This window comes from Bradyrhizobium sp. LB13.1, from assembly GCF_054056815.1.
The window spans coordinates 110,599-132,292 of sequence record NZ_JBSRYQ010000002.1 but is presented as its reverse complement, the minus strand read 5'-3'; the positions used below and the strand labels follow the sequence as shown (position 1 = coordinate 132,292).

Annotated in this window: 23 protein-coding genes and 4 pseudogenes; 16 read left to right on the top strand and 11 right to left on the bottom strand. The window is 62.4% G+C overall.

What is annotated here, in order from left to right; translation table 11 throughout:
• The first annotated feature begins 4 nt into the window (after nucleotides 1-4).
• Nucleotides 5-310 (top strand): host attachment protein, encoded by a 306-nt coding sequence (locus tag ACVWYI_RS37970; protein WP_456664714.1) that lies wholly within the window; start codon nucleotides 5-7, stop codon nucleotides 308-310.
• 184 nt (nucleotides 311-494) lie between these two features.
• On the opposite strand, the gene ACVWYI_RS37965 is transcribed toward ACVWYI_RS37970, so the two are convergent.
• Nucleotides 495-1,246 (bottom strand): IS5 family transposase gene (locus ACVWYI_RS37965; RefSeq protein WP_247772603.1). Its coding sequence is split into 2 segments (ribosomal slippage): nucleotides 495-916 and nucleotides 916-1,246, totalling 753 coding nucleotides; the frame shifts between segments, so codons are not numbered across the junction.
• 262 nt (nucleotides 1,247-1,508) lie between these two features.
• Between ACVWYI_RS37965 and ACVWYI_RS37960 the strand changes: the two genes are divergently transcribed.
• The gene (locus ACVWYI_RS37960; RefSeq protein WP_456664713.1) at nucleotides 1,509-1,949 is read left to right on the top strand and encodes a hypothetical protein; all 441 of its coding nucleotides are present in this window, start codon (nucleotides 1,509-1,511) and stop codon (nucleotides 1,947-1,949) included.
• Between the two features lie 69 nt (nucleotides 1,950-2,018).
• Here ACVWYI_RS37960 and ACVWYI_RS37955 read toward each other — a convergent pair whose 3' ends face one another.
• The 4 genes from ACVWYI_RS37955 to fixL form a co-directional block, all read right to left on the bottom strand.
• The gene (locus ACVWYI_RS37955; RefSeq protein ID WP_354052051.1) at nucleotides 2,019-2,717 is read right to left on the bottom strand and encodes a helix-turn-helix domain-containing protein; all 699 of its coding nucleotides are present in this window, start codon (nucleotides 2,715-2,717) and stop codon (nucleotides 2,019-2,021) included.
• Between the two features lie 103 nt (nucleotides 2,718-2,820).
• The gene (locus ACVWYI_RS37950) at nucleotides 2,821-3,240 is read right to left on the bottom strand and encodes a response regulator (RefSeq protein WP_354107612.1); all 420 of its coding nucleotides are present in this window, start codon (nucleotides 3,238-3,240) and stop codon (nucleotides 2,821-2,823) included.
• A 44-nt stretch (nucleotides 3,241-3,284) separates the two neighbouring features.
• A complete protein-coding gene (gene fixJ / locus ACVWYI_RS37945) occupies nucleotides 3,285-3,902 on the bottom strand; it encodes a response regulator FixJ (RefSeq protein ID WP_354107613.1) in 618 nt (205 codons plus the stop codon).
• 3 nt (nucleotides 3,903-3,905) lie between these two features.
• Complete coding sequence (gene fixL, locus ACVWYI_RS37940; protein WP_456664712.1) at nucleotides 3,906-5,423, bottom strand: sensor protein FixL; 1,518 nt, start codon at nucleotides 5,421-5,423, stop codon at nucleotides 3,906-3,908.
• 206 nt (nucleotides 5,424-5,629) lie between these two features.
• Between fixL and ACVWYI_RS37935 the strand changes: the two are divergent.
• The 11 genes and pseudogenes from ACVWYI_RS37935 to ACVWYI_RS37885 all read left to right on the top strand — a co-directional run bounded on the left by ACVWYI_RS37935 (nucleotide 5,630) and on the right by ACVWYI_RS37885 (nucleotide 16,346).
• A pseudogene (locus tag ACVWYI_RS37935) lies at nucleotides 5,630-6,464 on the top strand (universal stress protein).
• 36 nt (nucleotides 6,465-6,500) lie between these two features.
• The gene (locus ACVWYI_RS37930; protein ID WP_354052041.1) at nucleotides 6,501-6,926 is read left to right on the top strand and encodes a CBS domain-containing protein; all 426 of its coding nucleotides are present in this window, start codon (nucleotides 6,501-6,503) and stop codon (nucleotides 6,924-6,926) included.
• A gap of 285 nt (nucleotides 6,927-7,211) precedes the next feature.
• Nucleotides 7,212-8,861: a cytochrome-c oxidase, cbb3-type subunit I gene (gene ccoN / locus ACVWYI_RS37925; protein WP_456664711.1), complete on the top strand. Its 1,650-nt coding sequence runs from the start codon at nucleotides 7,212-7,214 to the stop codon at nucleotides 8,859-8,861.
• A gap of 10 nt (nucleotides 8,862-8,871) precedes the next feature.
• Complete coding sequence (gene ccoO / locus ACVWYI_RS37920; protein WP_354052038.1) at nucleotides 8,872-9,606, top strand: cytochrome-c oxidase, cbb3-type subunit II; 735 nt, start codon at nucleotides 8,872-8,874, stop codon at nucleotides 9,604-9,606.
• 13 nt (nucleotides 9,607-9,619) lie between these two features.
• Nucleotides 9,620-9,784, top strand: coding sequence for a cbb3-type cytochrome oxidase subunit 3 (locus tag ACVWYI_RS37915; RefSeq protein ID WP_354052036.1), 165 nt, complete (start codon nucleotides 9,620-9,622; stop codon nucleotides 9,782-9,784).
• A gap of 6 nt (nucleotides 9,785-9,790) precedes the next feature.
• Nucleotides 9,791-10,668, top strand: a pseudogene (ccoP, locus tag ACVWYI_RS37910) (cytochrome-c oxidase, cbb3-type subunit III).
• A gap of 101 nt (nucleotides 10,669-10,769) precedes the next feature.
• Entirely contained in the window at nucleotides 10,770-12,236 is a 1,467-nt protein-coding gene (gene ccoG / locus ACVWYI_RS37905; RefSeq protein WP_456664710.1) for a cytochrome c oxidase accessory protein CcoG, read from the top strand.
• 15 nt (nucleotides 12,237-12,251) lie between these two features.
• Nucleotides 12,252-12,737: a FixH family protein gene (locus ACVWYI_RS37900; RefSeq protein ID WP_456664709.1), complete on the top strand. Its 486-nt coding sequence runs from the start codon at nucleotides 12,252-12,254 to the stop codon at nucleotides 12,735-12,737.
• A 9-nt stretch (nucleotides 12,738-12,746) separates the two neighbouring features.
• Nucleotides 12,747-14,936, top strand: a complete 2,190-nt coding sequence (locus ACVWYI_RS37895; protein WP_456664708.1) for a cation-translocating P-type ATPase — start codon at nucleotides 12,747-12,749, stop codon at nucleotides 14,934-14,936.
• The gene (gene ccoS / locus ACVWYI_RS37890) at nucleotides 14,936-15,097 is read left to right on the top strand and encodes a cbb3-type cytochrome oxidase assembly protein CcoS (RefSeq protein WP_148752182.1); all 162 of its coding nucleotides are present in this window, start codon (nucleotides 14,936-14,938) and stop codon (nucleotides 15,095-15,097) included. The genes ACVWYI_RS37895 and ccoS overlap by 1 nt, the downstream gene beginning before the upstream one ends.
• Nucleotides 15,066-16,346 (top strand): cyclic nucleotide-gated ion channel, encoded by a 1,281-nt coding sequence (locus ACVWYI_RS37885; RefSeq protein ID WP_456664831.1) that lies wholly within the window; start codon nucleotides 15,066-15,068, stop codon nucleotides 16,344-16,346. The genes ccoS and ACVWYI_RS37885 overlap by 32 nt, the downstream gene beginning before the upstream one ends.
• Before the next feature lie 71 nt (nucleotides 16,347-16,417).
• Here ACVWYI_RS37885 and ACVWYI_RS37880 read toward each other — a convergent pair whose 3' ends face one another.
• The 3 genes from ACVWYI_RS37880 to ACVWYI_RS37870 all read right to left on the bottom strand — a co-directional run bounded on the left by ACVWYI_RS37880 (nucleotide 16,418) and on the right by ACVWYI_RS37870 (nucleotide 17,401).
• Complete coding sequence (locus tag ACVWYI_RS37880; RefSeq protein ID WP_354052025.1) at nucleotides 16,418-16,606, bottom strand: hypothetical protein; 189 nt, start codon at nucleotides 16,604-16,606, stop codon at nucleotides 16,418-16,420.
• 332 nt (nucleotides 16,607-16,938) lie between these two features.
• On the bottom strand, nucleotides 16,939-17,223 hold the full coding sequence (locus ACVWYI_RS37875) for a helix-turn-helix domain-containing protein (RefSeq protein WP_354052024.1): 285 nt from the start codon (nucleotides 17,221-17,223) through the stop codon (nucleotides 16,939-16,941).
• A gap of 22 nt (nucleotides 17,224-17,245) precedes the next feature.
• Entirely contained in the window at nucleotides 17,246-17,401 is a 156-nt protein-coding gene (locus tag ACVWYI_RS37870; protein WP_456664707.1) for a hypothetical protein, read from the bottom strand.
• Here ACVWYI_RS37870 and ACVWYI_RS37865 point away from each other — a divergent pair.
• Nucleotides 17,391-17,585 carry a hypothetical protein gene (locus ACVWYI_RS37865; protein WP_456664706.1) on the top strand — a complete coding sequence of 65 codons (195 nt, stop codon included), beginning with the start codon at nucleotides 17,391-17,393 and terminating at the stop codon, nucleotides 17,583-17,585. The two genes, ACVWYI_RS37870 and ACVWYI_RS37865, sit on opposite strands and share 11 nt — an antisense overlap.
• 15 nt (nucleotides 17,586-17,600) lie before the next feature.
• Here ACVWYI_RS37865 and ACVWYI_RS37860 read toward each other — a convergent pair.
• Both ACVWYI_RS37860 and ACVWYI_RS37855 read right to left on the bottom strand, forming a co-directional pair.
• Nucleotides 17,601-18,008 (bottom strand): annotated as a pseudogene (locus ACVWYI_RS37860) (N-acetyltransferase family protein); the annotation flags it as partial.
• Between the two features lie 553 nt (nucleotides 18,009-18,561).
• The gene (locus tag ACVWYI_RS37855; protein ID WP_354052021.1) at nucleotides 18,562-18,771 is read right to left on the bottom strand and encodes a GDCCVxC domain-containing (seleno)protein; all 210 of its coding nucleotides are present in this window, start codon (nucleotides 18,769-18,771) and stop codon (nucleotides 18,562-18,564) included.
• Nucleotides 18,772-19,389: 618 nt separating this feature from the next.
• On the opposite strand from ACVWYI_RS37855, the gene ACVWYI_RS37850 reads away from it, so the two are divergent.
• Nucleotides 19,390-19,809 carry a hypothetical protein gene (locus ACVWYI_RS37850; protein WP_456664705.1) on the top strand — a complete coding sequence of 140 codons (420 nt, stop codon included), beginning with the start codon at nucleotides 19,390-19,392 and terminating at the stop codon, nucleotides 19,807-19,809.
• Nucleotides 19,791-20,459: a hypothetical protein gene (locus tag ACVWYI_RS37845; RefSeq protein ID WP_456664704.1), complete on the top strand. Its 669-nt coding sequence runs from the start codon at nucleotides 19,791-19,793 to the stop codon at nucleotides 20,457-20,459. The genes ACVWYI_RS37850 and ACVWYI_RS37845 overlap by 19 nt, the downstream gene beginning before the upstream one ends.
• A gap of 202 nt (nucleotides 20,460-20,661) precedes the next feature.
• Here the strand turns inward: ACVWYI_RS37845 and ACVWYI_RS37840 are convergent.
• A pseudogene (locus tag ACVWYI_RS37840) lies at nucleotides 20,662-21,543 on the bottom strand (IS3 family transposase); the annotation flags it as partial.
• Nucleotides 21,544-21,694 lie beyond the last annotated feature (151 nt).

Here is a 21,694-nt window from a genome sequence, read left to right as displayed (position 1 = left end):
TGCAATGACCCAAAAGCCGCATCTTGTCGTTGTGTTCAAGCCGCATCTTGTCGTTGTGTTCGGCGACCGCCGGAAAGGTCGCTGTTCCTTTGAAGAGCGGCCTTTCGTGAGCGACGTGGCGGCGGCCGCGGAGCGCGTAGTCCGCAGCGAACGATCGATCGCGCCGATCGTCGTCGCGCCGCCGCGAACGCTGGCTGCACTTTGCTCGGAGCTTCATCCCGGCGTCATGTGGCGGATCGTGGCGGAGCTGGCCGGGGATCTCACGAGGCATCCGGTCGGCGATATCGCAAAGCACCGCATGGAAGCGTAGAGCCGAGCGCGAGGGAAATCCGCTCTCGATCTCGCGCGATGTCTCGGCAGGGAAGAACTGGCTCGCTTGATATGTGTCAAGCCCGGCGCTGGCTGATGCAGGGGTACAGTGCCCTCCTGCCTCAATGCACGGAGGAAGGACATGCATGTTTTCGTCAGCGTCATGGTCTAGGGTCTGTTGGGATTCATCTGGAGTTTATCGCGGCCGCGGCCAGATAGATCATTGAAGTGAAGCTCTGGTCGGTCTTGTCGGCGCGCATTGCGATGCGCTTGAATTCCTTGAGCTTGCCGAAGAAGTTCTCGATGAGATGCCGCCATTTGTACATCTCCTTGTCGATGGCGAGAGGCTGTGCACGGCGCGGATGCTGGGAGATGACGACTTTGGCGCCACGCGCTTCGAGTTCGGCGATGATGGCGTTGCTATCGAAGGCCTTATCAGCGATCAGCGCGTTGAAGGCCAATCCCTCGATGAGTGGCGGCACGCCCACCGTATCGAAACGCTGTCCCGGCAGGAGCACGAAGCGCACGAGATTGCCGAGCGCATCGGTGAGCGCCAGAATTTTGGTGGTCATGCCGCCTTTCGAGCGGCCGATCGCCTGGCTTTGCGTCCCCCTTTTGCGCCCTGACCGTGGCGGTGGACCTTGACGATGGTGGCGTCGACCATGGCGTATTCCATGTCGGGATCGTCGGAGATGGCCTCGAACAGCCGCTTCCAGACATCCGCCTTCACCCAGTCGCGAAAGCGCGTGAATGTGCTATTCCAGTGGCCGAACATCGCCGGCAGATCCCGCCAGGGACTGCCGGTTCGGGCGATCCACAGAACGGCCTCGACAAACAGTCGGTTGTCCTTGCCGCTGCGGCCCGGATCTCCCGGCTTGCCAAGACAATGCGGCTCCATCTTCGCCCATTGGGCGTCAGTCAAAACGAATCGGTCCATCCCAAGCTTGAATCACAACCAAGCCCCGATGAGAATCCTGAATCCCAACAGACCCTAGCTTGAACCGAAACAGCAGGAAGAAGGGCAGATTGCGATCGCGGAAGGCCTCACGAGCAGCTTTGAGACGTTCATCCTCGCCGCCTCGGCGATCGCCGTAGAGCCCACATTCGCGGTCGAGGGCGTTATCATCGAGCAGATGGCGTCGGAGGACCTCGAACGCTTTCGGGCAGCGCTGCAGCCAAAGAGGCGTGGTTCAGGCAGATTGTCCGTTCGCCGGCCGAGATGGTGGAGTGGCGCTCGGCAATCGAGTTTCCGACGGAGTCTGGTCGAGCAGGCCAGGGCTGCCGATCTCGTCGTCCTCAAGCGCCAGCAGCTCGACGACGCTCATCCCCACAACGTCGATCCTGTCGGCGCGATTCGAAAGGAGCGTCCCACGCTTCTGGTGCCGGACGGCGTGACACGCCGGACAGTCGATCGCATCCTCGTGGGCTGGAAGGACACAAGGGAAGCGCACCTGGCGGCTCGGGAGGCGCTGCCTTTCCTGACCCGAGCATCGCAGGTCCCGATCGTCGAGGTCTGCACGGCGAACGAACAGGATGGGGCGCGTGGCAGGGTCGGGGATGTCGCCGATTTTCTCAGGAAACGCGGTGCGCGCTGCGAGCACGAAGTTCGCGTGCATACGGCGGAAGCCGATGCCGGCTAGGCGTCGCGACAAAAGAAACGGCCGGCTGAACGAATTCAGCCGGCCAAACAGGTGGCGAGAAACAAGAAATCAGGCGTCGAGATTGTGCAGGCGCGCCCGGTTGCGCAGGACGATCTGGCGGGCGCCGGAGAAGCCCAAGATGCCCTGGGCGTGAAGCTGCGACAGCGCGCGCGACACGGTCTCCAACGTGAGGCCGAGATAGTCGCCGATGTCGCGGCGGCACATCGGCAGTGCCATCATGCCGGCAACCGCGAGGCGGCGGTCCATTTCAAGCAGGAAGGTCGCAACACGCTCGATCGCGGTCTTGCGGCCCAGCAGCAGCATGTGGTCTTCGGCGTGGCGAAGTTCGCCTGCGGTGATCGCCCAAAGCTTGCGGGCGACCTGCACGTCGGTGCCGGCGGCCTTTTCGAGGCTCGCACGCTTCACGAGGCGGAGGGTGGTGTTGATGATGGCTTCGGCGGCGAGGCGGTGGGTGGGCACCGATTCGAGGCCGAACGCGTCGCCGGGAAGATGAAAGGCGCCGATCTGGCGGCGACCGTCCGAGAGGAGCTTATAGCTGCGGACAGCGCCAGTGACGACCTGATAGACGTATTCGGCCGGCTCGTCCTCCCCGTAGATCTCTTCGTCCTTGCAGTAGGAAAACTCGGTGGCGAGAAGGCCGACGTGGCCGGTGATCGCGCCAAACTGGTCGGTGAGGGAATGGGCAGGAGCAATCTGGCCGCCGATCCGGGTGTTCATCGTCTTGGTGTTGAGTATCTGGGTCAGCATCTGCGTCATCTCCGTTGTGATGACGCATTGCTACGCGGGGTTGCGCAGCCTGAAAATTTCGAGCGATATCTTAGGGAGGTGCCCTTACGTAGAATCCCGTAAGTCAGTTTCCGTGCCGTTCCTGGATAGCGCGGCGGATGCGCTTGACCAGGTTTTCATCTAGAAGCGGCTTCAAAATCACGTCTTTCACGCCCGCCGCTGCCGCCCGGGCCGAGATATTGCGGTCGGGATCGCCGGTGATCAGGATCATCGGGGCGGCGCCGTCGGTTTGGCGCAATCGGTCGGCGAGCTCGATGCCGTTGATATCGGGCATCTTATAATCGATCACGTAGCAATCCGCGCCGGGCAGGCTCGTCGCGTTGAGCAGCGCGGTGGCGTTCCGGAAGGTCCGCACGGCAAAGCCATCGGCTTCCAGCAGGAAGCGCAGCGATCCCAGCACGGCCTCATCGTCGTCGACTACGTAGACGATAGGCTGTGCGGATGATGCCATTGGCCGCCGTTGGTGCGAGACGATCTCGATCATTCCGATCGCGTAGCACGGACGGGGGGGAGCCGTTTTGACCTGCCTCAATCCTTTAGCATGCCGGCACGCATCGCCAGCCGGACCAGCTCCGACAGGCTGCCCGCCTGCATCTTGGTCATGACATTGGCGCGGTACACCTCGATGGTGCGCGGGCTGATGTCGTAGTCGCGGGCGATCAGCTTGTTGGAGAGGCCCGCGACCAGGCCTTCCATGACCTGCCGCTCCCTGGGGCTCAGGGAAGCGACGCGAGCAGCGATGTCCTGGACGATGGCGTCGCTCTTGGCCGCCGGCACGGCCTGACGGATCGCGGTCTCGATCATGGCGGTGAGACGGTCGTCTTCGAACGGCTTTTCGAGGAAGTCGACGGCGCCGAGCTTCATTGCCTCGACCGCGAGCGGCACGTCCCCATGGCCGGTCATGATCAGGATCGGGAAGGGCGAGTGCTGTGCCTTCATCCGTTTCAACAGCTCGATGCCGTCGAGGCCCGGCATCCTGATGTCGGAGACGACGCAGCCGAAGGCGAGGCGGGGCAGGGCGTCGACGAAGCTTTGCGCGTTGTCGAACAGCGTGACGCCAAAACCTGCGGAATCCAGAAGGAAGTTGAGCGAGTCCCGCATCGCCTCGTCGTCATCGATAACGTAGACATGTCCCTTGGTCGTCATTGCTCAGGTCTCATCGGCTGCCGGTAAAGTGAAGCGGAATGTCGCGCCGCCCGATGCGTTGCTCTCGGCCACCATGCGGCCGCCGTGAGCTTCGATGATCGAGCGGCTGATCGACAATCCCACGCCCATGCCGCTCTCCTTGGTGGTGAAGAAGGTCTGAAACAGGTTTGGAATGACGTCTTCCCGGAAGCCGGAGCCGGTGTCCGACACCTCGACCTCGATCATGTCGTCGGTGACGCGCCTGTTGGTGACGATCAACTCGCGCCGCGGCGACTGCGCCATCGCTTCCAGCGCGTTGCGGTACAGATTGACCAGAACCTGCTGGATCTGCACCCGGTCGGCGAGGACGAGGTCGGCGCCGCGATCGAGATTGAAGCGGAGCTGCACGTTCTGCTCGCGCGCGCCGGCAAGGCCGAGCGCGCCTGCCTCCTCGATCAGCTTCCACAGGCTCTCGACCCGCTTCTCGGATTCGCCGCGGGAGACGAAGTCGCGGAGGCGCCGGATGATCTGGCCGGCGCGCAGCGCCTGTTCCGAGGCGCGGTCCAGCGCGGTTTCGATCTTCGCAGTGTTGGGATCGGTGCTGCCGGCGAGCAGCCGCCGCGATCCCTTCATGTAGTTGCTGATCGCCGCCAGCGGCTGGTTGATCTCGTGGGCGAGCGCGGAGGCCATCTCGCCCATCGCGGTCAGTCGCGAGACATGGACGAGCTCCGACTGCAACTCCTGCAGCCTCGCCTGCGTCTTCTGGTGCTCGGTGAGGTCGCGAACGAAGCCGGTGAAATAGGGCTCGCCGCCGGACTGCATCTCGCCGATCGACAGATGCATCGGGAACGTGGTGCCGTCACGGCGCTTGCCGGTCACGATGCGGCCGATGCCGATGATGTGCGGATCCTTGGTCGAGCGATAGCGCGCAATGTAGCTGTCGTGGCGGGTGCGATCCGGCTCCGGCATCAGCATGCTGACGTTCTGGCCGATCGCCTCCTGCTCGGACCAGCCGAACAGGCGTTCGGCCGCCGTGCTGAACAGCTGCATGATGCCGCCTCCGTCGATGACGATCATGGCGTCAGGGATGGTGTGAAGGATGGAACGGAGGTGGGTCTCGCGCGTACGCAGGGTTTCCTCGACCTGCTTCTCCGCGTCGACATCGAGAAAGATGCCGCTGAGATGGCGCGCGACACCCGCATCATCCCTGATCAGGCCGGCACGGGCCCTGATCCACTTGCTCCGGTCGGACGTCCCGGCAATTCTGAAGGAGACGTCGAAGCCGCCGCCGCGTTCGGAGATCTGTTTGATCGCGGTCTCGACGCGCGCGCGGTCGTCGGGTTCGAGACGCGACAGGAATAGATCGTAGGTCGCAGGTCTGCCACGCTCGATACCGAGCAGCATCCGCGCGGTTTCCGACCATTCCAGCTCGCGCGTCGTGAGGTCGAGATCCCAGGTGCCGACGCCGAATCCTTCGATCCGGACGCGGAAATGCTCGCCGCGATGATCGTGTGGCGGATGCGTTACGCGGGTCGGCGACACGTGGTTGCTCCCATTCTGCTGTCCGGGGGCGAACCGCCGCGACCTGCCGGCAATTTCGCCCAAGGAAGCCCCGGTGGCAAGTTCCGATGTCTGATTCCGTTGGCGGATTTCCCGCGGCACGGCGAGGGCGATTTGATCTAGCTCATCCTGCCGGATCGCCGCGGGGCTACAATTTTCGTCAAAGCACAGTCCAGCGGAGACGCCCGATGACATACGCGACCGTGATGGTGAGCCTCGCGCTGAATCAGCCCAATAATGCGCGCCTTCAGGTTGCGGGCGAGCTCGCCGAACGATACGAGGCCGCACTCGTCGGGGTCGCCGCAGCGAAGTTCGCGCCGCCGATTTATTTCACCGATGGCGCTGCGGCCCAAACGCCTGATCGATCAGGAGGAGGTCTCGGTCAAGAGGTGTCTTGCCGATCTGGAGGCCGAATTCCACGCTGCCACCAGGACCCGCGCCGGGCGCGCGGAATGGCGCAGCTCCGCAGATTTTCCCGCGCGATTCGTCCTGGCGCAGGCGCGCTGCGCCGACATCGTGGTCAGTGGCGGACAGAGCCCGGCCTTCTCCGATGCGTTTTCGCTGGTAAGCCCGAAGGATCTGGTGATGCAGGCCGGCCGACCGCTTCTGGCCGTGCCTGACCGGATCACCTGGCTCGATCTGCGCAACGTTCTCGTAGCCTGGAAGGACACGCCCGAGGCGCGCCGCGCCGTGGCCGATGCGCTGCCGATGCTCCGAAAGGCGAGGGACGTCACCATCGTAGAAATTCCGGAGGACGATGACGACCGTTCGGCCGTGGTGGGGCGGGTCAGCGATGTTGCCGCCTGGCTCGCCCGCCACGGCGTCACCGCGACAGCGCGGGTCTCGGGAGCGGGTGGAGCAGAAACTGCCGCCCAACGATTGGAGAAGGTTGCCGACGACATCGCGGCCGGGCTGATCGTCGCCGGCGCCTACGGCCATTCGCGTTTCCGCGAGCTGATCCTCGGCGGCGTCACGCAATATCTAGTCACGCAAACCGCCCGATGTGTGCTGCTGTCGCACTGACGCTTCGAACTCAAGACGAATCGATGAGGACGCGCCGTGTACAAATTCCTTGAGCAGACCGTCGGCGGCTACATGACGCGTAACGTCAAAACGGTGAAGCGCGACCATGACCTGCTCGCGCTCAGCGAGATGTTCGAGCAGGACGATTTCAACTCCTATCCTGTCGAGGATGACGGTCAGGTGGTCGGCATCGTCACCAAGTTCGACATCCTGAAGTGCTTTGCCTTCACGCCGAGCCAGATGCTGCCGCGCTATCACGACCTGATGAGCCGCAAGGTCGGCGACGTCATGACACCCGAGTTCATTTATGTCAGTCCCGACACGCGCTTGACTCGCGTGCTCCAGATCATGGTCGAGCACCGCATCCGGAGCATCATCGTGCTCGACAGCACTCAAAAGCTGGTCGGAATCGTCGCGCGCGAGGACGTCATCACGGCGCTGAAGGCGACCGCGAGCGCGTGAGTGTCTCAAGCTAAGCGGTAGGGTTGCAGCCTCCGTCATTGCGAGCGAAGCGAAGCAATCCAGACTGCCGCCACGGCGAAATCCTGGTTTGCCTCGTCGCAAGAGCTCCTCGCAATGACGGCGCGGGGGCAGCAGGAGCACTTCATCTGGCTGCGCCCTAAATGTACGGGGCCGTTACCAAAATACCGCTCATACGAAGAACCAAAGACCAATCTTGATCTCAATCAATTCTCGGCGAGGGTGAATGTGGTTTCTGGCGGCGTGTTCTTTCAGAGAGAATCCGCGATGCCCCAGCCCTCCATCTCCAAGTCCATGACGTCAGGTGAAAGCGGCCTGGCGGCGTTGTTCGCGGTCACTGCCTTCCTGTGCCTGATCGCCTCGGCCAAGGCGCTCGACGCGCCGTTCGCCTTTCACGCCGGACTGAGTGCGGCGGCGAGTCTGGCCGCGGTGTTCTTCATCATCAACCGCTATTACGATCGTCCGGCGGCGCTGCCGCCTGCGGAGATCAATGGTCGTCCCAACTGCAACATGGGCCCGATCAAGTTCTCCGCCGTCATGGCGATGGTCTGGGGCATCGCGGGCTTCCTGGTCGGGCTCATCATCGCCTCGCAGCTGGCCTGGCCCGCGCTGAACTTCGACTTGCCGTGGATTCAATTCGGCCGATTGCGGCCGCTGCACACCTCCGCCGTGATCTTCGCCTTCGGCGGCAACGTCCTGATCGCGACATCGTTCTACGTCGTGCAGAAGTCCTGCCGCGCGCGGCTCGTCGGCGATCTCGCGCCCTGGTTCGTCGTGCTCGGCTACAATTATTTCATCCTCATCGCCGGCACGGGCTATCTGCTCGGCGTCACGCAGTCCAAGGAATATGCCGAGCCGGAATGGTATGCCGACCTCTGGCTCACCATCGTCTGGGTCACCTATCTGCTGGTCTTCCTCGGCACCATCCTGAAGCGCAAGGAACCGCACATCTTCGTGGCGAACTGGTTCTATCTTGCCTTCATCGTGACGATCGCGGTTCTGCATCTCGGCAACAACCCCGCGCTGCCGGTGTCGTTCTTCGGCTCCAAATCCTATATCGCCTGGGGCGGCATCCAGGATGCGATGTTCCAGTGGTGGTATGGCCACAACGCGGTCGGCTTCTTCCTGACCGCGGGCTTCCTCGCCATCATGTACTACTTCATTCCGAAGCGCGCGGAGCGGCCGATCTATTCCTATCGGCTCTCGATCATCCACTTTTGGGCGCTGATCTTCCTCTACATCTGGGCAGGTCCGCACCATCTGCACTACACGGCATTGCCGGATTGGACGCAGACGCTCGGCATGACCTTCTCGATCATGCTGTGGATGCCTTCGTGGGGCGGCATGATCAACGGCCTGATGACGCTGTCGGGCGCCTGGGACAAGCTGCGCACCGATCCCGTGCTGCGCATGCTCGTCGTCTCCGTCGCCTTCTACGGCATGTCGACCTTCGAGGGACCGATGATGTCGATCAAGGTGGTCAATTCACTCAGCCACTACACCGACTGGACCATCGGCCACGTGCATTCCGGTGCGCTCGGCTGGGTCGGTTTCGTCTCCTTCGGCGCGCTGTACTGCCTGGTGCCGTGGGTCTGGAATCGCAAGGGCCTCTACAGCCTGAAGCTCGTCAACTGGCATTTCTGGATCGCCACTCTCGGCATCGTTCTCTACATCTCGGCGATGTGGGTGTCCGGCATCCTCCAGGGCCTGATGTGGCGCGCCTACACCTCGCTCGGCTTTCTTGAATATTCCTTCATCGAGACCGTCGAGGCGATGCATCCCTTCTACGTCATCCGTGCCGCCGGCGGCGCGCTGTTCCTGATCGGCGCGCTGATCATGGCCTACAATCTCTGGATGACGGTTCGCACAGGCGAACAGCAAGTCCAGATGCCCGTCGCTCTTCAGGCGGCGGAATGAGGAGCTTCCCATGTCGTTCTGGACACGTCACCAAGTCTTCGAAAAGAACTCGATCATCCTGGTCGTCGGCATTTTGCTGGTGATCGCGATCGGCGGTCTCGTCGAGATCACGCCGCTGTTCTACCTCAAAAGCACGATCGAGGTGGTCGATGGCATCAGGCCGTATACGCCGCTGGAGCTCGCGGGCCGCAACGTCTACGTCCGCGAAGGCTGCTATCTCTGCCATTCCCAGATGATCCGTCCCTTGCGCGACGAGGTCGAACGCTACGGTCATTTCTCGCTCGCGGCCGAGAGCATGTTCGACCATCCGTTCCAATGGGGCTCGAAGCGCACCGGTCCTGACCTTGCTCGTGTCGGAGCAAAGTATTCCGACGACTGGCACGTCACTCATCTGAGCAATCCGCGCGCGATCGTTCCGCAATCGGTCATGCCGGGCTATCCGTTCCTCAGCTCGACAGAAGTCGATCCAGGGACGATAGGCGACCATATGCGCACCCTGCGGACGGTCGGCGTTCCCTATACAGACGACCAGATCGCCAGCGCGGCCGCCGATATGAAGGCCCAGGCCGATCCGGATAATGCCGGCACCGACGCCTTCACCAAACGCTACGCCAAGGCGGTCGTGCGCAATTTTGACGGCAAGGCCGGCACGCCGACCGAGATGGATGCCCTGATCGCATATCTCCAGATGCTCGGCACGCTGGTCGACTTCAAGATCTACAACGAGAAAGCCAATCTTCGCTGAGAAGGCACCACCGATGAAAGCCATTCTGACACTCGACAATCTCGCCTCGGGTCTCGTGACCACGATCTGGACGCCGGTCTTCGTCGCGATCTTTCTCGCGATCATCGCCTACGCACTTTGGCCCCGCAACAAGGCTGAGTTCGACAAAGCGGCACAGCTGCCGCTGCGGGAGGAGTAAGACATCATGACCGAACATCATGGCGAATTCGATTCCGTTTCCGGCAGATCCACGACAGGGCATGAATGGGACGGCATCAAGGAGCTCAACACGCCGCTGCCGCGCTGGTGGGTGATCACCTTCTATCTCACCATCGTCTGGGCGATCGGCTACTGGATCGTCTATCCGGCCTGGCCGCTGATCTCCAGCAACACGACAGGACTGTTCGGCTACTCGACGCGCGCCGACGTCGCGGTCGAGCTCGCCAATCTCGAGAAGATCAGGGGCGACAAGATGGCGGCGTTGGGCGCGGCCTCGCTCGCCGACATCGAGAAGGATCCGGCCTTGCTGGCGCTCGCGCGCGCCAAGGGCAAGACCGTGTTCGGCGACAATTGCGCGCCGTGCCACGGCTCCGGCGGCGCCGGCGCCACGGGTTATCCGAACCTGAACGACGACGACTGGCTGTGGGGCGGCACGCTCGACCAGATCATGCAGACCATCCAGTTTGGTGCCCGCTCCGGTCATGCCCTAAGACCCATGAAGGCCAGATGCTCGCCTTCGGCAAGGACGGCGTGCTGAAGGGCGGCGAGATCGTTTCGGTCGCCAATTACGTCAGGTCGCTGTCGGGCCTCTCAACCGGAAAGGGCTATGACGCCGCCAGGGGCGAGAAGATCTTTGCGGACAATTGCGTCGCCTGCCATGGCGATGGCGGCAAGGGCAACCCGGAGCTCGGTGCTCCCAATTTGACCGACAAGATCTGGCTCTACGGCTCTGACGAGGCGACCCTGATCGAGACCATTAGTCAGGGCCGCGCCAGCGTCATGCCGGCCTGGGAAGGACGGCTTGATCCTTCCACCATCAAGGCAATGGCGGTCTACGTCCACTCCCTGGGCGGCGGAAAATAGTTGAGGGGCGGGGGCGAACAGAAACGCCTCCGCTTGAGCTGGATCAACTGACGCGGCGTGGTCGGGGCTAGGTTGAATCGCACCTCGAGAAGTCCCAGGCGATGAACAAGACCGTGAACCCGAACGAGCTCACATCGGACGACGATAACGGACCGCTCTATGTGGCCCAGAAGAAGGTGTATCCCCAGAGCATCTCCGGGACCTTCCGCCGGATCAAATGGGGCCTCATGGCATTCTGCCTTGGGGTCTATTACTTCCTGCCCTTCGTGCGCTGGAACCGCGGCGTCGGCGCGCCCAGCCAGGCGGTGCTGGTCGATCTTCCCAACAGCCGCTTCTACTTCTTCTTCATCGAGCTGTGGCCGCAGGAGGTCTATTACTTCACGGGCCTGCTGATCGTCGCCGCGGTGGCGCTGTTTCTGATGAACTCGGTCGGTGGGCGCATCTGGTGCGGCTATCTCTGCCCGCAGACGGTCTGGACCGACCTATTCTACGCCGTCGAGCGCTTCGTCGAAGGCGACCGCCGCGAGCGGATGCGCAAGGACAAGGCGGGCGGTGCGCTGACGCTCAAGCGCGTCTCCGAGATCGCCCTCAAGCATGCGATCTGGCTGATGATCGCCTGGTGGACGGGCGGCGCCTGGGTGCTCTATTTCAACGATGCGCCGACGCTGGTGAAGCAGCTTCTCACGTTGCAGGCGCCAATGATCGCTTATATTTGGATCGGCATCCTGACGGCGACGACGTATGTGCTCGCCGGCTTCATGCGCGAGCAGGTCTGCACGTATATGTGCCCGTGGCCCCGCATCCAGGCCGCGCTCACCGATGAGTGGGCGCTCAACGTCACCTACCGCTACGATCGCGGCGAGAAGCGCACCTCGGTGAAGAAGGCCGCGGAGCTGCGCGCACTCGGCGAGCATGTCGGCGACTGCGTCGACTGCTATCAATGCGTCGCGGTCTGCCCGACCGGCATTGACATCCGCAACGGGCCGCAGCTCGAATGCATCCAGTGCGGGCTCTGCATCGACGCCTGCGACAACGTCATGACCAAGATCGGCCGGCCGAAGCGGCTGATCGGCTATGACAACGACATCAACATCCAGCGCCGCCTGGACGGAAAGGCGCCGATCTATCGCATCGTCCGCGCTCGCACCATCGCCTACAGTGCGATCATCGCGGCCGTCGGCGGCATCATGCTCTACGTGCTGGCGACCCGCACTCTGCTCGACCTCAACGTGCTGCACGACCGCAACCCGGTCGCGGTCAAGCTCAGCGACGGTTCGATTCGAAACGCCTATACGGTACGTCTTCTGAACAAGAGCGGATATGATCGCGTCGTCGCGATCGATGCGGACGGCCCGGCTAATCTGACCATACATGTCGTCGGTGCCGATTCCGTGACGCCGGACCGCCCGATGATCGTGATCCCGCGCGACTCCACCAGCGAGCTGCGGCTGCTCGTCACCGCGCCAGCTGACAGCAATCCGGAGAAATCGATCCCCGTGCGCTTCCACGTCACCGATATCGGGCTCGGCGAGGTTGCCACCACCACCGACAATTTCGTCTCGCCGTAACACCAGGAGACTGCCATGGCCACCAAGCCGCTGACCGGATCCAACGTGTTCCTGATGCTGGTCGCCTTTTTCGGCGTCGTAATCGGCGTCAACGTCACCATGATGAAGCTCGCGATCGCGACGCTGCCCGGCACCGACGTCGACAGCCCCTATGCCGCGGGCCTCACTTACGATCGCGAGATCTCGGCGGCACGGGACCAGGTCGCGCGCAACTGGAAAGTCAGTGCGCATATCGAGCGGCGCGCCGACGGCCACGCCGTGCTCAAGCTCGACGCGCGCGATGCGGCGGGCCAGCCGGTGACCGGATTGAAATTCGAGGGCCGCCTGGAGCGGCCGACCGATAAGCGCGCAGACCTCGCGGTCGAGCTATCCGAGGCCGACAGCGGCATCTATCGCGGCGATGCCGCATCGGTCGCGCCGGGTCAGTGGGATCTCGTCATCGAGGGCGATGCCAAGGGCGACCGCGTGTTCCTGTCGCGTAACCGCGTGATCCTGAACTGAGATCCCACCATGCAGGTGACACGCGATTTCTCTCACTATGTCCGCGCCGTGGGCGCTGGCCTTCAGCACATCGACCTCGCGGTCGAGGGCGTTCACTGCGCGGGTTGCATGGCCAAGATCGAGCGCGGTCTGTCGGCCATTCCTGATGTCACGCTGGCGCGGGTCAACTTCACCGACCGGCGCGTCGCGCTGGAATGGAAAGAGGGCACGCTCGATCCTGTCCGCTTCATCGATCGGCTCGAGGAACTCGGCTACAAGGCCTATCCCTACGAGACCGAGAGCGCGGAAGCGACCGAGATCGCGGAATCGCGCTTCCTGCTGCGCTGCCTCGGCGTTGCGGCGTTCGCCACCATGAACGTGATGATGCTGTCGATCCCGGTATGGTCGGGCAACGTCTCGGACATGCTGCCCGAGCAGCGCGACTTCTTCCACTGGCTCTCGGCGCTGATCGCACTGCCGGCGGTGGCCTATGCCGGCCAGCCGTTCTTCCGCTCGGCCTGGCGCGCGCTGTCCAACAAGACCACCAACATGGACGTGCCGATCTCGATCGGCGTGTGCCTCGCGCTCGGCATGTCCGTGGTCGAGACCGTCCACCACGCCGAGCACGCCTATTTCGATGCGGCGATCATGCTGCTGACTTTCCTGCTGGTCGGCCGCTTCCTCGACCAGAACATGCGGCGGCGGACCCGCGCGGTCGCGGGCAATCTCGCGGCGCTGAAGGCGGAGACTGCGGCCAAGTTCGTCGGGTCTGATGAGATTTTACAGGTGCCTGTCGCTGCAATCCATCCCGGCGACATCGTGTTGCTGCGGCCAGGCGAGCGCTGCGCCATCGACGGCACCGTAATCGAGGGGCGTTCCGAGATCGATCAAAGCCTGATCACCGGCGAGACGCTCTATGTCACTGCGGAGCAGGGCACGCCGATCTATGCGGGCTCGATGAACATCTCCGGCACGCTGCGGGTGCGGGTCTCGGCGGCGTCGGAAGCGACGCTGCTCGCCGAGATCACGCGGCTGCTCGACAACGCGCTGCAGGCCCGTTCGCGCTACATGCGGCTCGCCGATCGTGCCTCGGGGCTCTACGCGCCGGTGGTGCATGCGACCGCGCTCATCACTATTCTCGGCTGGGTCATCGCCGGCGCGAGCTGGCATGATGCGATCATCACCGGCGTTGCGGTCCTCATCATCACCTGTCCTTGTGCACTCGGGCTTGCGATTCCGACGGTGCAGGCGATCGCCTCGGGCGCGATGTTCAAGTCCGGCGTGCTGCTCAATTCCGGCGATGCCATCGAGCGCCTGGCCGAAGTCAACCATGTCATCTTCGACAAGACCGGCACGCTGACGCTGCCGGCTCTCGAGGTCACGAACGCGGCCGACATTCCCGCTGATATCTTCCAACTCGCCGGCCGGCTCGCGTTGTCGAGCCATCATCCTGTCGCGGCTGCCGTCGCGCAGGCCGCGGGCGCCAAATCGCCGATCCTCAATGCGGTCGAAGAGGCCGGGCAGGGCGTGCGTTCCACAGTTGACGACGTTGAGATCCGCCTCGGCCGTCCAACCTTCTGCAGCGCAGAAGCGTTGGTCAGCGGGAACAACCTCGATTCCGAGGCCTCCATCGTGGCCTTCAGCAGGGGAAGCGAAAAATTCATCTTCTCCGTGCGGCAGGGCCTTCGCCCGGACGCCCCAGCCGTGATCGCGGCATTGAAGGCGCGCAATATCGGCATCGAGATCCTCTCCGGCGATCGCGAGCCCGCGGTGATTGCGGCAGCCCATGCGCTCGGCATCGCCGAGTGGCGGGCCGGCGTCACGCCGGCCGACAAGATCGCGCGGATAGAGGAATTGAAGCAGCGCGGCGCAAAGGTGCTGATGGTCGGTGACGGCATGAACGACGCGCCGTCGCTCGCGGCGGCCCATGTCTCGATGTCGCCGATCTCGGCCGCGCATCTCAGCCAGGCCACCGCCGATCTCGTCTTCCTCGGCCGGCCGCTGGCGCCGGTCGTCGCCGCCATCGATTCGGCACGCAAGGCGTTGCACCTGATGCGGCAAAATCTCTGGCTTGCGATCGGTTACAATGTGCTGGCGGTGCCGGTTGCGATCAGCGGCGTGGTAACGCCGTTGATCGCGGCTGCGGCGATGAGCGGATCCTCAATTCTGGTGATGCTGAACTCGCTGCGGGCGCGCAGCGGCTCGCGGGAGATCGTGTGATGGAAATCCTGGTCATTCTGGTCCCGCTGGCGCTGGCCCTCGGCGGAGCCGGCCTCGTCGCCTTCCTCTGGTCGCTCCGCAGCGGTCAGTACGACGATCTCGACGGCGCCGCCTGGCGCGCAATTGCTGATGATGATCCGCCGCAGGATCGCTCGGTCTGAAGCCGTCGTCGGCGGAGAGGTAACGGTGTCTCGCCTTCATCAGGGAACGCAATTTCGTCAACGTCTATACGGCATCCTCGATCAGGGCTCCGGCGTCGATAGATTCGGCGCGGTCGTGAACTGGACAATGATCGGGCTCATAGTTGTCACGCTCGCCGCGACCGTGCTGGAATCCGTGCCGAGGCTGGCAGGCCAGTATGCCAAGGCGTTTCAGGCGATCGAGTATGCTGCCCTGCTCACCTTCACGATCGAGTATGCAGCGCGGCTGTGGACGGCGATCGAACATCCGAGGTGGCAACGGTTCGGCGCAATCCGTTCACGCGTGCGTCTGGCGGCAAGTCCAGCCGGGCTGATCGATCTCGCTGCGGTGCTGCCATTCTGGCTGCCCCTGTTCATAGCGGCCGATTTTAAAGCACTTCTGGTCCTGCGCCTGATACGCTTCTTCAAGCTCACCCGCTATTCTCCCGCGATGCGCTCGTTACTGGAGGCGCTCCATGCCGAGCGTCGGGCGCTGGTCGGCTGCTTTGTGATTCTATGTGGCGCGACGCTGATGGCGGCTGCACTGATGCATCTCGCCGAAGGTGCCGCCCAGCCGGACAGGTTCGGCACCATCCCCGACGCGATGTGGTGGGCGATCGTGACGCTCGGAACGGTAGGGTATGGCGACGCCGTGCCGATAACCACGGGTGGCCGGCTGATAGCCGGATTGACGATCTTCGTCGGGCTGCTGATGGTGGCGCTGCCAGTAGGTATCGTGGCGACGGCATTTGCCAACGAAGTGCATCGCAGGGATTTTGTCGTCACCTGGGGGTTGGTGGCGAGGGTTCCCTTGTTCAGCGAATTAACTGCTGCACAGATCGCAGATGTGATGAAGATTCTCCGCGCGCAGAAGGTGGACAAGGGAACGACTATTGCCCGTCGCGGCGAGCCTGCGCATTCGATGTATTTGATATTGGATGGAGAGGTGGAGATCAGGCTGCGCCACAAGCATGTCCATCTCGGCGCTGGTGACTTCTTTGGCGAAATCGCCGCCTTGCGGCAATCGCGCCGTTCGGCAACCGTGATTGCGCTGCAAACGACCCGCCTGCTTGCGCTCGACGCTTCCGACCTGCACAGCCTGATGGACCGGGAGCCGCAGATTGCGGCCCGCATCCGAGACGCGGCGCAGGCGCGACTGGGCGAAGAATTGGAAACAACAACAGGCGGTGATCTGATACCGGCTGAACTGCCAAATACCAAGATTATCTAGAGCGGACGCCGCTGCATCTGATGCGGCGGTATTTGTGCCTCGCGGTGGCCTGCAAGCGCCGTGGGCCGCGGTCAGCGCGCCAGCAGCAGCAACGCGAACATGATCGCGGTGAATAATATCAGCAGCGTCCAGTTCGGGCGCTTACGCCGAGAACCGAATCGGGATCCCGCAAACCAGACGATGGCTATTCGTTTGATAAACAGCGGTTCTTTCATCAGCAGCAGCTCATCGGCAGCGTGGTTGGCATCCGGTAGCGCCAATGCGTCGCGGTCACGGTTACGGGTCTCAGTGTTTCGGCATCAAGCCAGCCGTTACCGTGGCGCAGGCACGCTCGCTTCAGCGGGGCGACGTGATCGCTGATGACGGCCAGCTCGATCTCGCGATCAAACGGCGCCGTCGCAATTTCCCGCCACCCTAGCGGACTTGGAAGTCGCGACCAAAAGTCTGCAATCCAGTTCATGGCCCGATTTTGCGACGAGGGGGGCATGGCGACGTTGAGCTGAGTCGAAAACGAAAGGTGGGACAACCGATGTTTTCTTGAGACCTGGGCGAATTTCGAACAGTCGGAACTGGTGCCGTCGACACGTCTCTCTTAAGCTCCATTCCGCCGCGCCTTCGGTTGGGTGTGGTGAATCGCCGAGGCAAGTCGGAGTAACAGGACGATGGAGACATTGCCTTTGCCGCCCTCGATCTGTGCAATATACCGCTCGGAGATGCCGGACTTGCGAGCAAGTTCCCGGCGCGACATTTCGCAATGCATACGCGCGCTGCGCACACGGTTTCCGAGTTCGGCCAGAAATTGGGCCTCGGAGTATGGCGGCATTACCTTTGTGCCGGGCAATGCCTCATCTGCAAAAGCGAAGACGTCTTCCAACATTGATCCAATCCCAATTTGTTTTCTAAACCGCAGAATATGGCGAAGTCTGCGCCGCTTCCTTGCGATGGATCAACCCGGAGACGTGACGCACGCCATCGAGCGTTTCGCGGCGGTCCTCTTCGTCATCGCCGGGTGCGCCCCGTCCGGCCGCGACATTGAGCTTGCCAATGAAAATCACGGCGCATCCATCGAAAGCCCCTCAGCTTGAGGCGCGCGCGCTTCAGGCTCAAGTGTCAGGCGCGGTTCAGCATCCGCTCAGCATGCTCGTGCCGGTGCTCGTGCCGCTGGTCGCGATCGTCGCCAAGAACTTGCGAATGACGGCGGAGAAGTCCGCCGCAACGTCCGCCGAAGCGGGCTCCTAAAGCGCGCGAGCGCGCTCATAGCTTGAGCCGGACGTCGCAGATGTCAGGCTCGGTCGGATCCGGCCTGACCTCGAAGCCGAGTTGCCGGCACATCTCGACCATCACGGTGGTCTCCTTCAGCACGTCGCCCGATATGGCCTTCAGCCCTTCCGCTCTGGCGTAGTCGATGATCAATTCCATCAGAGCCCATCCAAGCCCTCTGCCCTTGAGGTCGGACCGCAGCAGGATCGCGTATTCGCCGCTCTCGTAGATCGAGTCCGAATGGAGGCGGACCACGCCCACCATCTCGCCGGTCGCCTCGTCGAACGCGATAAAGGCCATCGCACGCGCATAGTCGAGCTGGCTCAGGCGCGCGATGAATTCGTGAGTGAATTCCTTCATCGGTGCAAAGAAGCGCAGGCGGAGGTCGTGCGGTGTCACATGGGGGGCGGTCCATGTGGGCCGCCCTTTGTCGTATGCGATAGCGGCCCGCTTGGTCGGTTGGTCTGATTTCGGGACAAACCGACCTCGGAGGCGGCAGCGTCATAATTAATCGCAAGAACAATAAATTAGCTGGTCGGTTGGTCCGATTTTGCAGTCCGTCGCTTTACGTGTGGTCGGTCGGTCTGAAGAGCGACCGACCGGACTAACCGACTTCACAATTACTTAGCTGATCTCAGACCGACCGCCCTAACTAACCGACCCTCGCAGGTCGGTTGGTCGGTTAGTGCGTATATAGAGATACGCACTGACCGACCGACTGCTTGGCTATCAGCCGTTCAGGCCGTCAGGCGGAAGCGACAGAGGACGTGGAAAACAGGCCGCGCAACAAATCGCAATCTTACGGGGACGATTTCACCCATAGGTAAGGGGCGCGTGTGCGGGCGCGCGGCCCTTGTTCTTCCAGATGGGGCATGCGCCGCGCGGGTCTACCCGGTCCCGGGTCTGCGCGGCGTTCGCGCGACGCTCCACTAGGCCGCGCGGTCGCAACAAGGGCTCAGTTACAGCAGGCGCCTTTCCCGTTCTTCTGAACTGGCGGACAAGGAACTGAACCGAAAGAGCAGAACACGCAGCAATCGCCCTGCTTAGGCTTCAATCGGATGCCGCAGCCCTGGCAGTCATAGAAGAATTGGCAGGCGTCAGTTGGCATTGTCTCAGCCGAGCGGTGATCACACTGCGGACAGGTCAATATAGACTGCAACTGCATTTACCGATGCGTCATGAATTTCAACAGGTGTACCAACAAACAAGGTTGCGATTGCGAGGGCGGCAGCGGTGAGCGCTGCGCTGCGAGCGTAGAAGGCCCATGCCACGGCTAGGAGCGCTGCGCTGAACACCTGTCCTAATCAACTTCGCTGTCTTCAAATCCGAGTGACCTCGCAAGCTCGTCATACTCGTCCGTCAAAATTTCGAGTCTATGCGCGAATTCCGAGTCTCCGGCACCTTCTGCGAGTTGACGCAACCAAATGGCTCTCGAACGCGACCTTTCGGTGTCAGGGCAAGCGGGCGCTTTCGGATGCATTTGATTTTCCTCCTGTGCTGACAGAAAGGCCGCCCCGAGGAGCGGCCTTTCCATCCTTGGGAACTGATTGTGCGCGGCACTTGAAGCCGTCTCTTTGGCAGACGCTGAAGATTACTCACACCTGCGGGCAATTACTATCGTGCAGCGCACAAAACCCGCACTCGCGCGGGCCTATCCGGGCAGCTCCGCGTTCACACTCGCAAACCCGCCCCACTTAGAGAGAACCGCTGATGACCAAACAATCCGACCAAACAATGAGTTTGACCGACCTGCTGGCGCTTTCTGAAGACGCCCGCCTGGGGCGTGCCGCCGAAGCACTTGAAAAGATCGCCGCTGCCGCGCCCCGTATCGGGGAGTCGGACGATCCTAGGAGGCCAGCAGGCGGGGGGAGTCGAGGCGATCGTCGCTCCGCGAATAGAATCGAGCCTGTTACATAATCACGCCCAGGCCTTGGCATTGCGTCGGTGGCTGTCCGAGAACTCAACGTCCGACAAGGCGGCAGCGGCCGCAGAGTTGATAGGTCTGGTCGACAACTACATCGCAGGACGACAGCCGCCAAACCCTCTTGATGCGACGAGCGGAAGCCCGCTGCTCGCCGCACTGCAAGCAAGGGCTAAGGAACTCGGTGCGTTCGACGCGGCGTCCATCGCGGTCGCCAGAATCCACGAGATCGAGAGCAGTAAAATCTCTCATGCGATCATGGAATGCCTCTCGAAGCCTTGATGGCCGATTTCGCGGCAGTGGGGGCGTTCGCTCAGTATGAGGAGGTCAGAGCGGACTTCCTGGCGCTTGCCCTAAAAACGTTGCTCTTTCTCGAATTCCGGCTCGATGCAACGGCGGCCCAGGATCCCACGGGTGCTTACCTGTTCGAGAATCCGGACGGTAGCATGCCGCTCGAGAAGGAGTTGCAGCAGGACTATTTGCGATTCCTTCGTGCCTCGAATCTGGGCACGCACGACGAAGTAAGAGGGGTAGCTGCGGGGCGCGCGGATGTCTTTCATGATCTGGGGCGCGTCCGGATCATCACCGAGATCAAGCGGGAGACAGACGATTGCTCCTTCGATGTTCTGATGGAGAATTACGGAGAGCAGACGGCGGCGTACCAGAACACGAACGTCCCCTTGGGAATGCTGATGGCGCTGGATTTGACAAGGCACCAAAGCGTCGGCCAGCACATCAGCGCCTTGCTCAAGGCGGCCGTGGGCGACTTCCTCGACGACGGTATTCGTCGCGGCGTGCTCGTCGTGAAGGTTCCAGGCAACCGGATCTCGCCGGCAGTAGCAACCAAGAGGGGGCTCAAACGTGACCGAGGCAGCAGCCCGCCAACGAAGAATCCGGCACCTCGCCGACCGACCCGGAAACGGTCTGTGTAGGGCTTCCAGCGAACGGCCTCGCTGCGCCGGCGCAAGCTCATCCGCTCCGTTAACGTGAGAAAAGACCCCCCTCGGCTTTTCGGCGGTCAAAAAGCGGCGAAAAAATCGAGGCGGAATTCGTGAGCGGCTTCAGCGGGATGTGTGAGCTGGTCCCGGTTGTCTGAACAGAATCTCCTCGTTGATAAGTGGAGCCTCTGCCGGGTTAGGCTGCCAAGCGGATTGGCAGTGGGATGAAGTAGGCTTGATCAGGTGTGCTGCCGTCAAGGCTCGAGTGGGGACGGCGGCGATTGTAGAAGTCGAGATATCTGCCGATCGAGTCGCGCGCCTCGCTGACGGTCTCGTAGGCCCGCAGATACACCTCCTCGTACTTGACGCTGCGCCACAGCCGCTCGACGAACACGTTGTCCCGCCAAGCCCCTTTGCCGTCCATGCTGATGGCGATGCCGTTGCCGGCGAGCACGGCGGTGAAGTCCGCACCGGTGAACTGTGAACCCTGGTCGGTGTTGAAGACGTCAGGCCGGCCGTGCAGCGCCAAGGCATCCTCCAGGGTCTCGACGCAGAAGGCCGCTTCCATCGTGATCGATAACCGCCATGACAATACTCGTCGGGTAGCCCAATCGAGCACGACAGCGAGATACACGAAGCCGCGCGCCATCGGGATGTAAGTGATGTCCATCGCCCAGACCTGGTTCGGCCGTGTGATCTCCATGCCGCGCAGCAGATACGGATGGATCTTGTGGCCGGGTTCCGGCTTCGTCGTGCGCGGACGGCGATAGAGCGCCTCTATCCCCATCCGCCGCATCAGCGTTTTGACATGCCGGCGGCCGATCTTGCACCCCTCGGCAGCCAGCAGGCCTCTCAACATTCGCGAACCGGCGAAGGGAAACTCCAGATGCAGCCGATCGAGACGCCGCATGACCGCGAGATCGGCGTCCGACACCGGGCGCGGCAGGTAATAGACGCTGCCACGGCTGATCTGCAAGACTTCCGCTTGCTTCGTGATCGACAAATCGTGCTCGCGGTCGATCATCGCTTTGCGCTCAGCAATCCCGCCTTGGTGAGCGCACCTTCTAAAAAACTGGTCTCAGCGCTGCTCGCTCCCTGTGGGATAGAAACGCATTGCCGCTAGACTGCGGCCGGAAGGGAGCGGCCGATATGATTTTGGTGGCATGTGACCCCGCTAAAAAACCTGGTCCATGGGCTGTTGCGTACGTGAGAGTGGTGACGCCGTCCCG

Bases quoted from the DNA above. Each gene is read 5' to 3' on its own strand.
- ACVWYI_RS37970 (WP_456664714.1), top strand. From the start codon at position 5: ATGACCCAAAAGCCGCATCTTGTCGTTGTGTTCAAGCCGCATCTTGTC.
- ACVWYI_RS37955 (WP_354052051.1), bottom strand. From the start codon at position 2,717: ATGCTGACCCAGATACTCAACACCAAGACGATGAACACCCGGATCGGC.
- ACVWYI_RS37950 (WP_354107612.1), bottom strand. From the start codon at position 3,240: ATGATCGAGATCGTCTCGCACCAACGGCGGCCAATGGCATCATCCGCA.
- fixJ (WP_354107613.1), bottom strand. From the start codon at position 3,902: ATGACGACCAAGGGACATGTCTACGTTATCGATGACGACGAGGCGATG.
- ccoN (WP_456664711.1), top strand. From the start codon at position 7,212: ATGCCCCAGCCCTCCATCTCCAAGTCCATGACGTCAGGTGAAAGCGGC.
- ccoO (WP_354052038.1), top strand. From the start codon at position 8,872: ATGTCGTTCTGGACACGTCACCAAGTCTTCGAAAAGAACTCGATCATC.
- ACVWYI_RS37915 (WP_354052036.1), top strand. From the start codon at position 9,620: ATGAAAGCCATTCTGACACTCGACAATCTCGCCTCGGGTCTCGTGACC.
- ccoG (WP_456664710.1), top strand. From the start codon at position 10,770: ATGAACAAGACCGTGAACCCGAACGAGCTCACATCGGACGACGATAAC.
- ACVWYI_RS37900 (WP_456664709.1), top strand. From the start codon at position 12,252: ATGGCCACCAAGCCGCTGACCGGATCCAACGTGTTCCTGATGCTGGTC.
- ACVWYI_RS37895 (WP_456664708.1), top strand. From the start codon at position 12,747: ATGCAGGTGACACGCGATTTCTCTCACTATGTCCGCGCCGTGGGCGCT.
- ccoS (WP_148752182.1), top strand. From the start codon at position 14,936: ATGGAAATCCTGGTCATTCTGGTCCCGCTGGCGCTGGCCCTCGGCGGA.
- ACVWYI_RS37885 (WP_456664831.1), top strand. From the start codon at position 15,066: ATGATGATCCGCCGCAGGATCGCTCGGTCTGAAGCCGTCGTCGGCGGA.
- ACVWYI_RS37875 (WP_354052024.1), bottom strand. From the start codon at position 17,223: ATGTTGGAAGACGTCTTCGCTTTTGCAGATGAGGCATTGCCCGGCACA.
- ACVWYI_RS37865 (WP_456664706.1), top strand. From the start codon at position 17,391: ATGAAAATCACGGCGCATCCATCGAAAGCCCCTCAGCTTGAGGCGCGC.
- ACVWYI_RS37855 (WP_354052021.1), bottom strand. From the start codon at position 18,771: ATGCAGTTGCAGTCTATATTGACCTGTCCGCAGTGTGATCACCGCTCG.
- ACVWYI_RS37845 (WP_456664704.1), top strand. From the start codon at position 19,791: ATGCCTCTCGAAGCCTTGATGGCCGATTTCGCGGCAGTGGGGGCGTTC.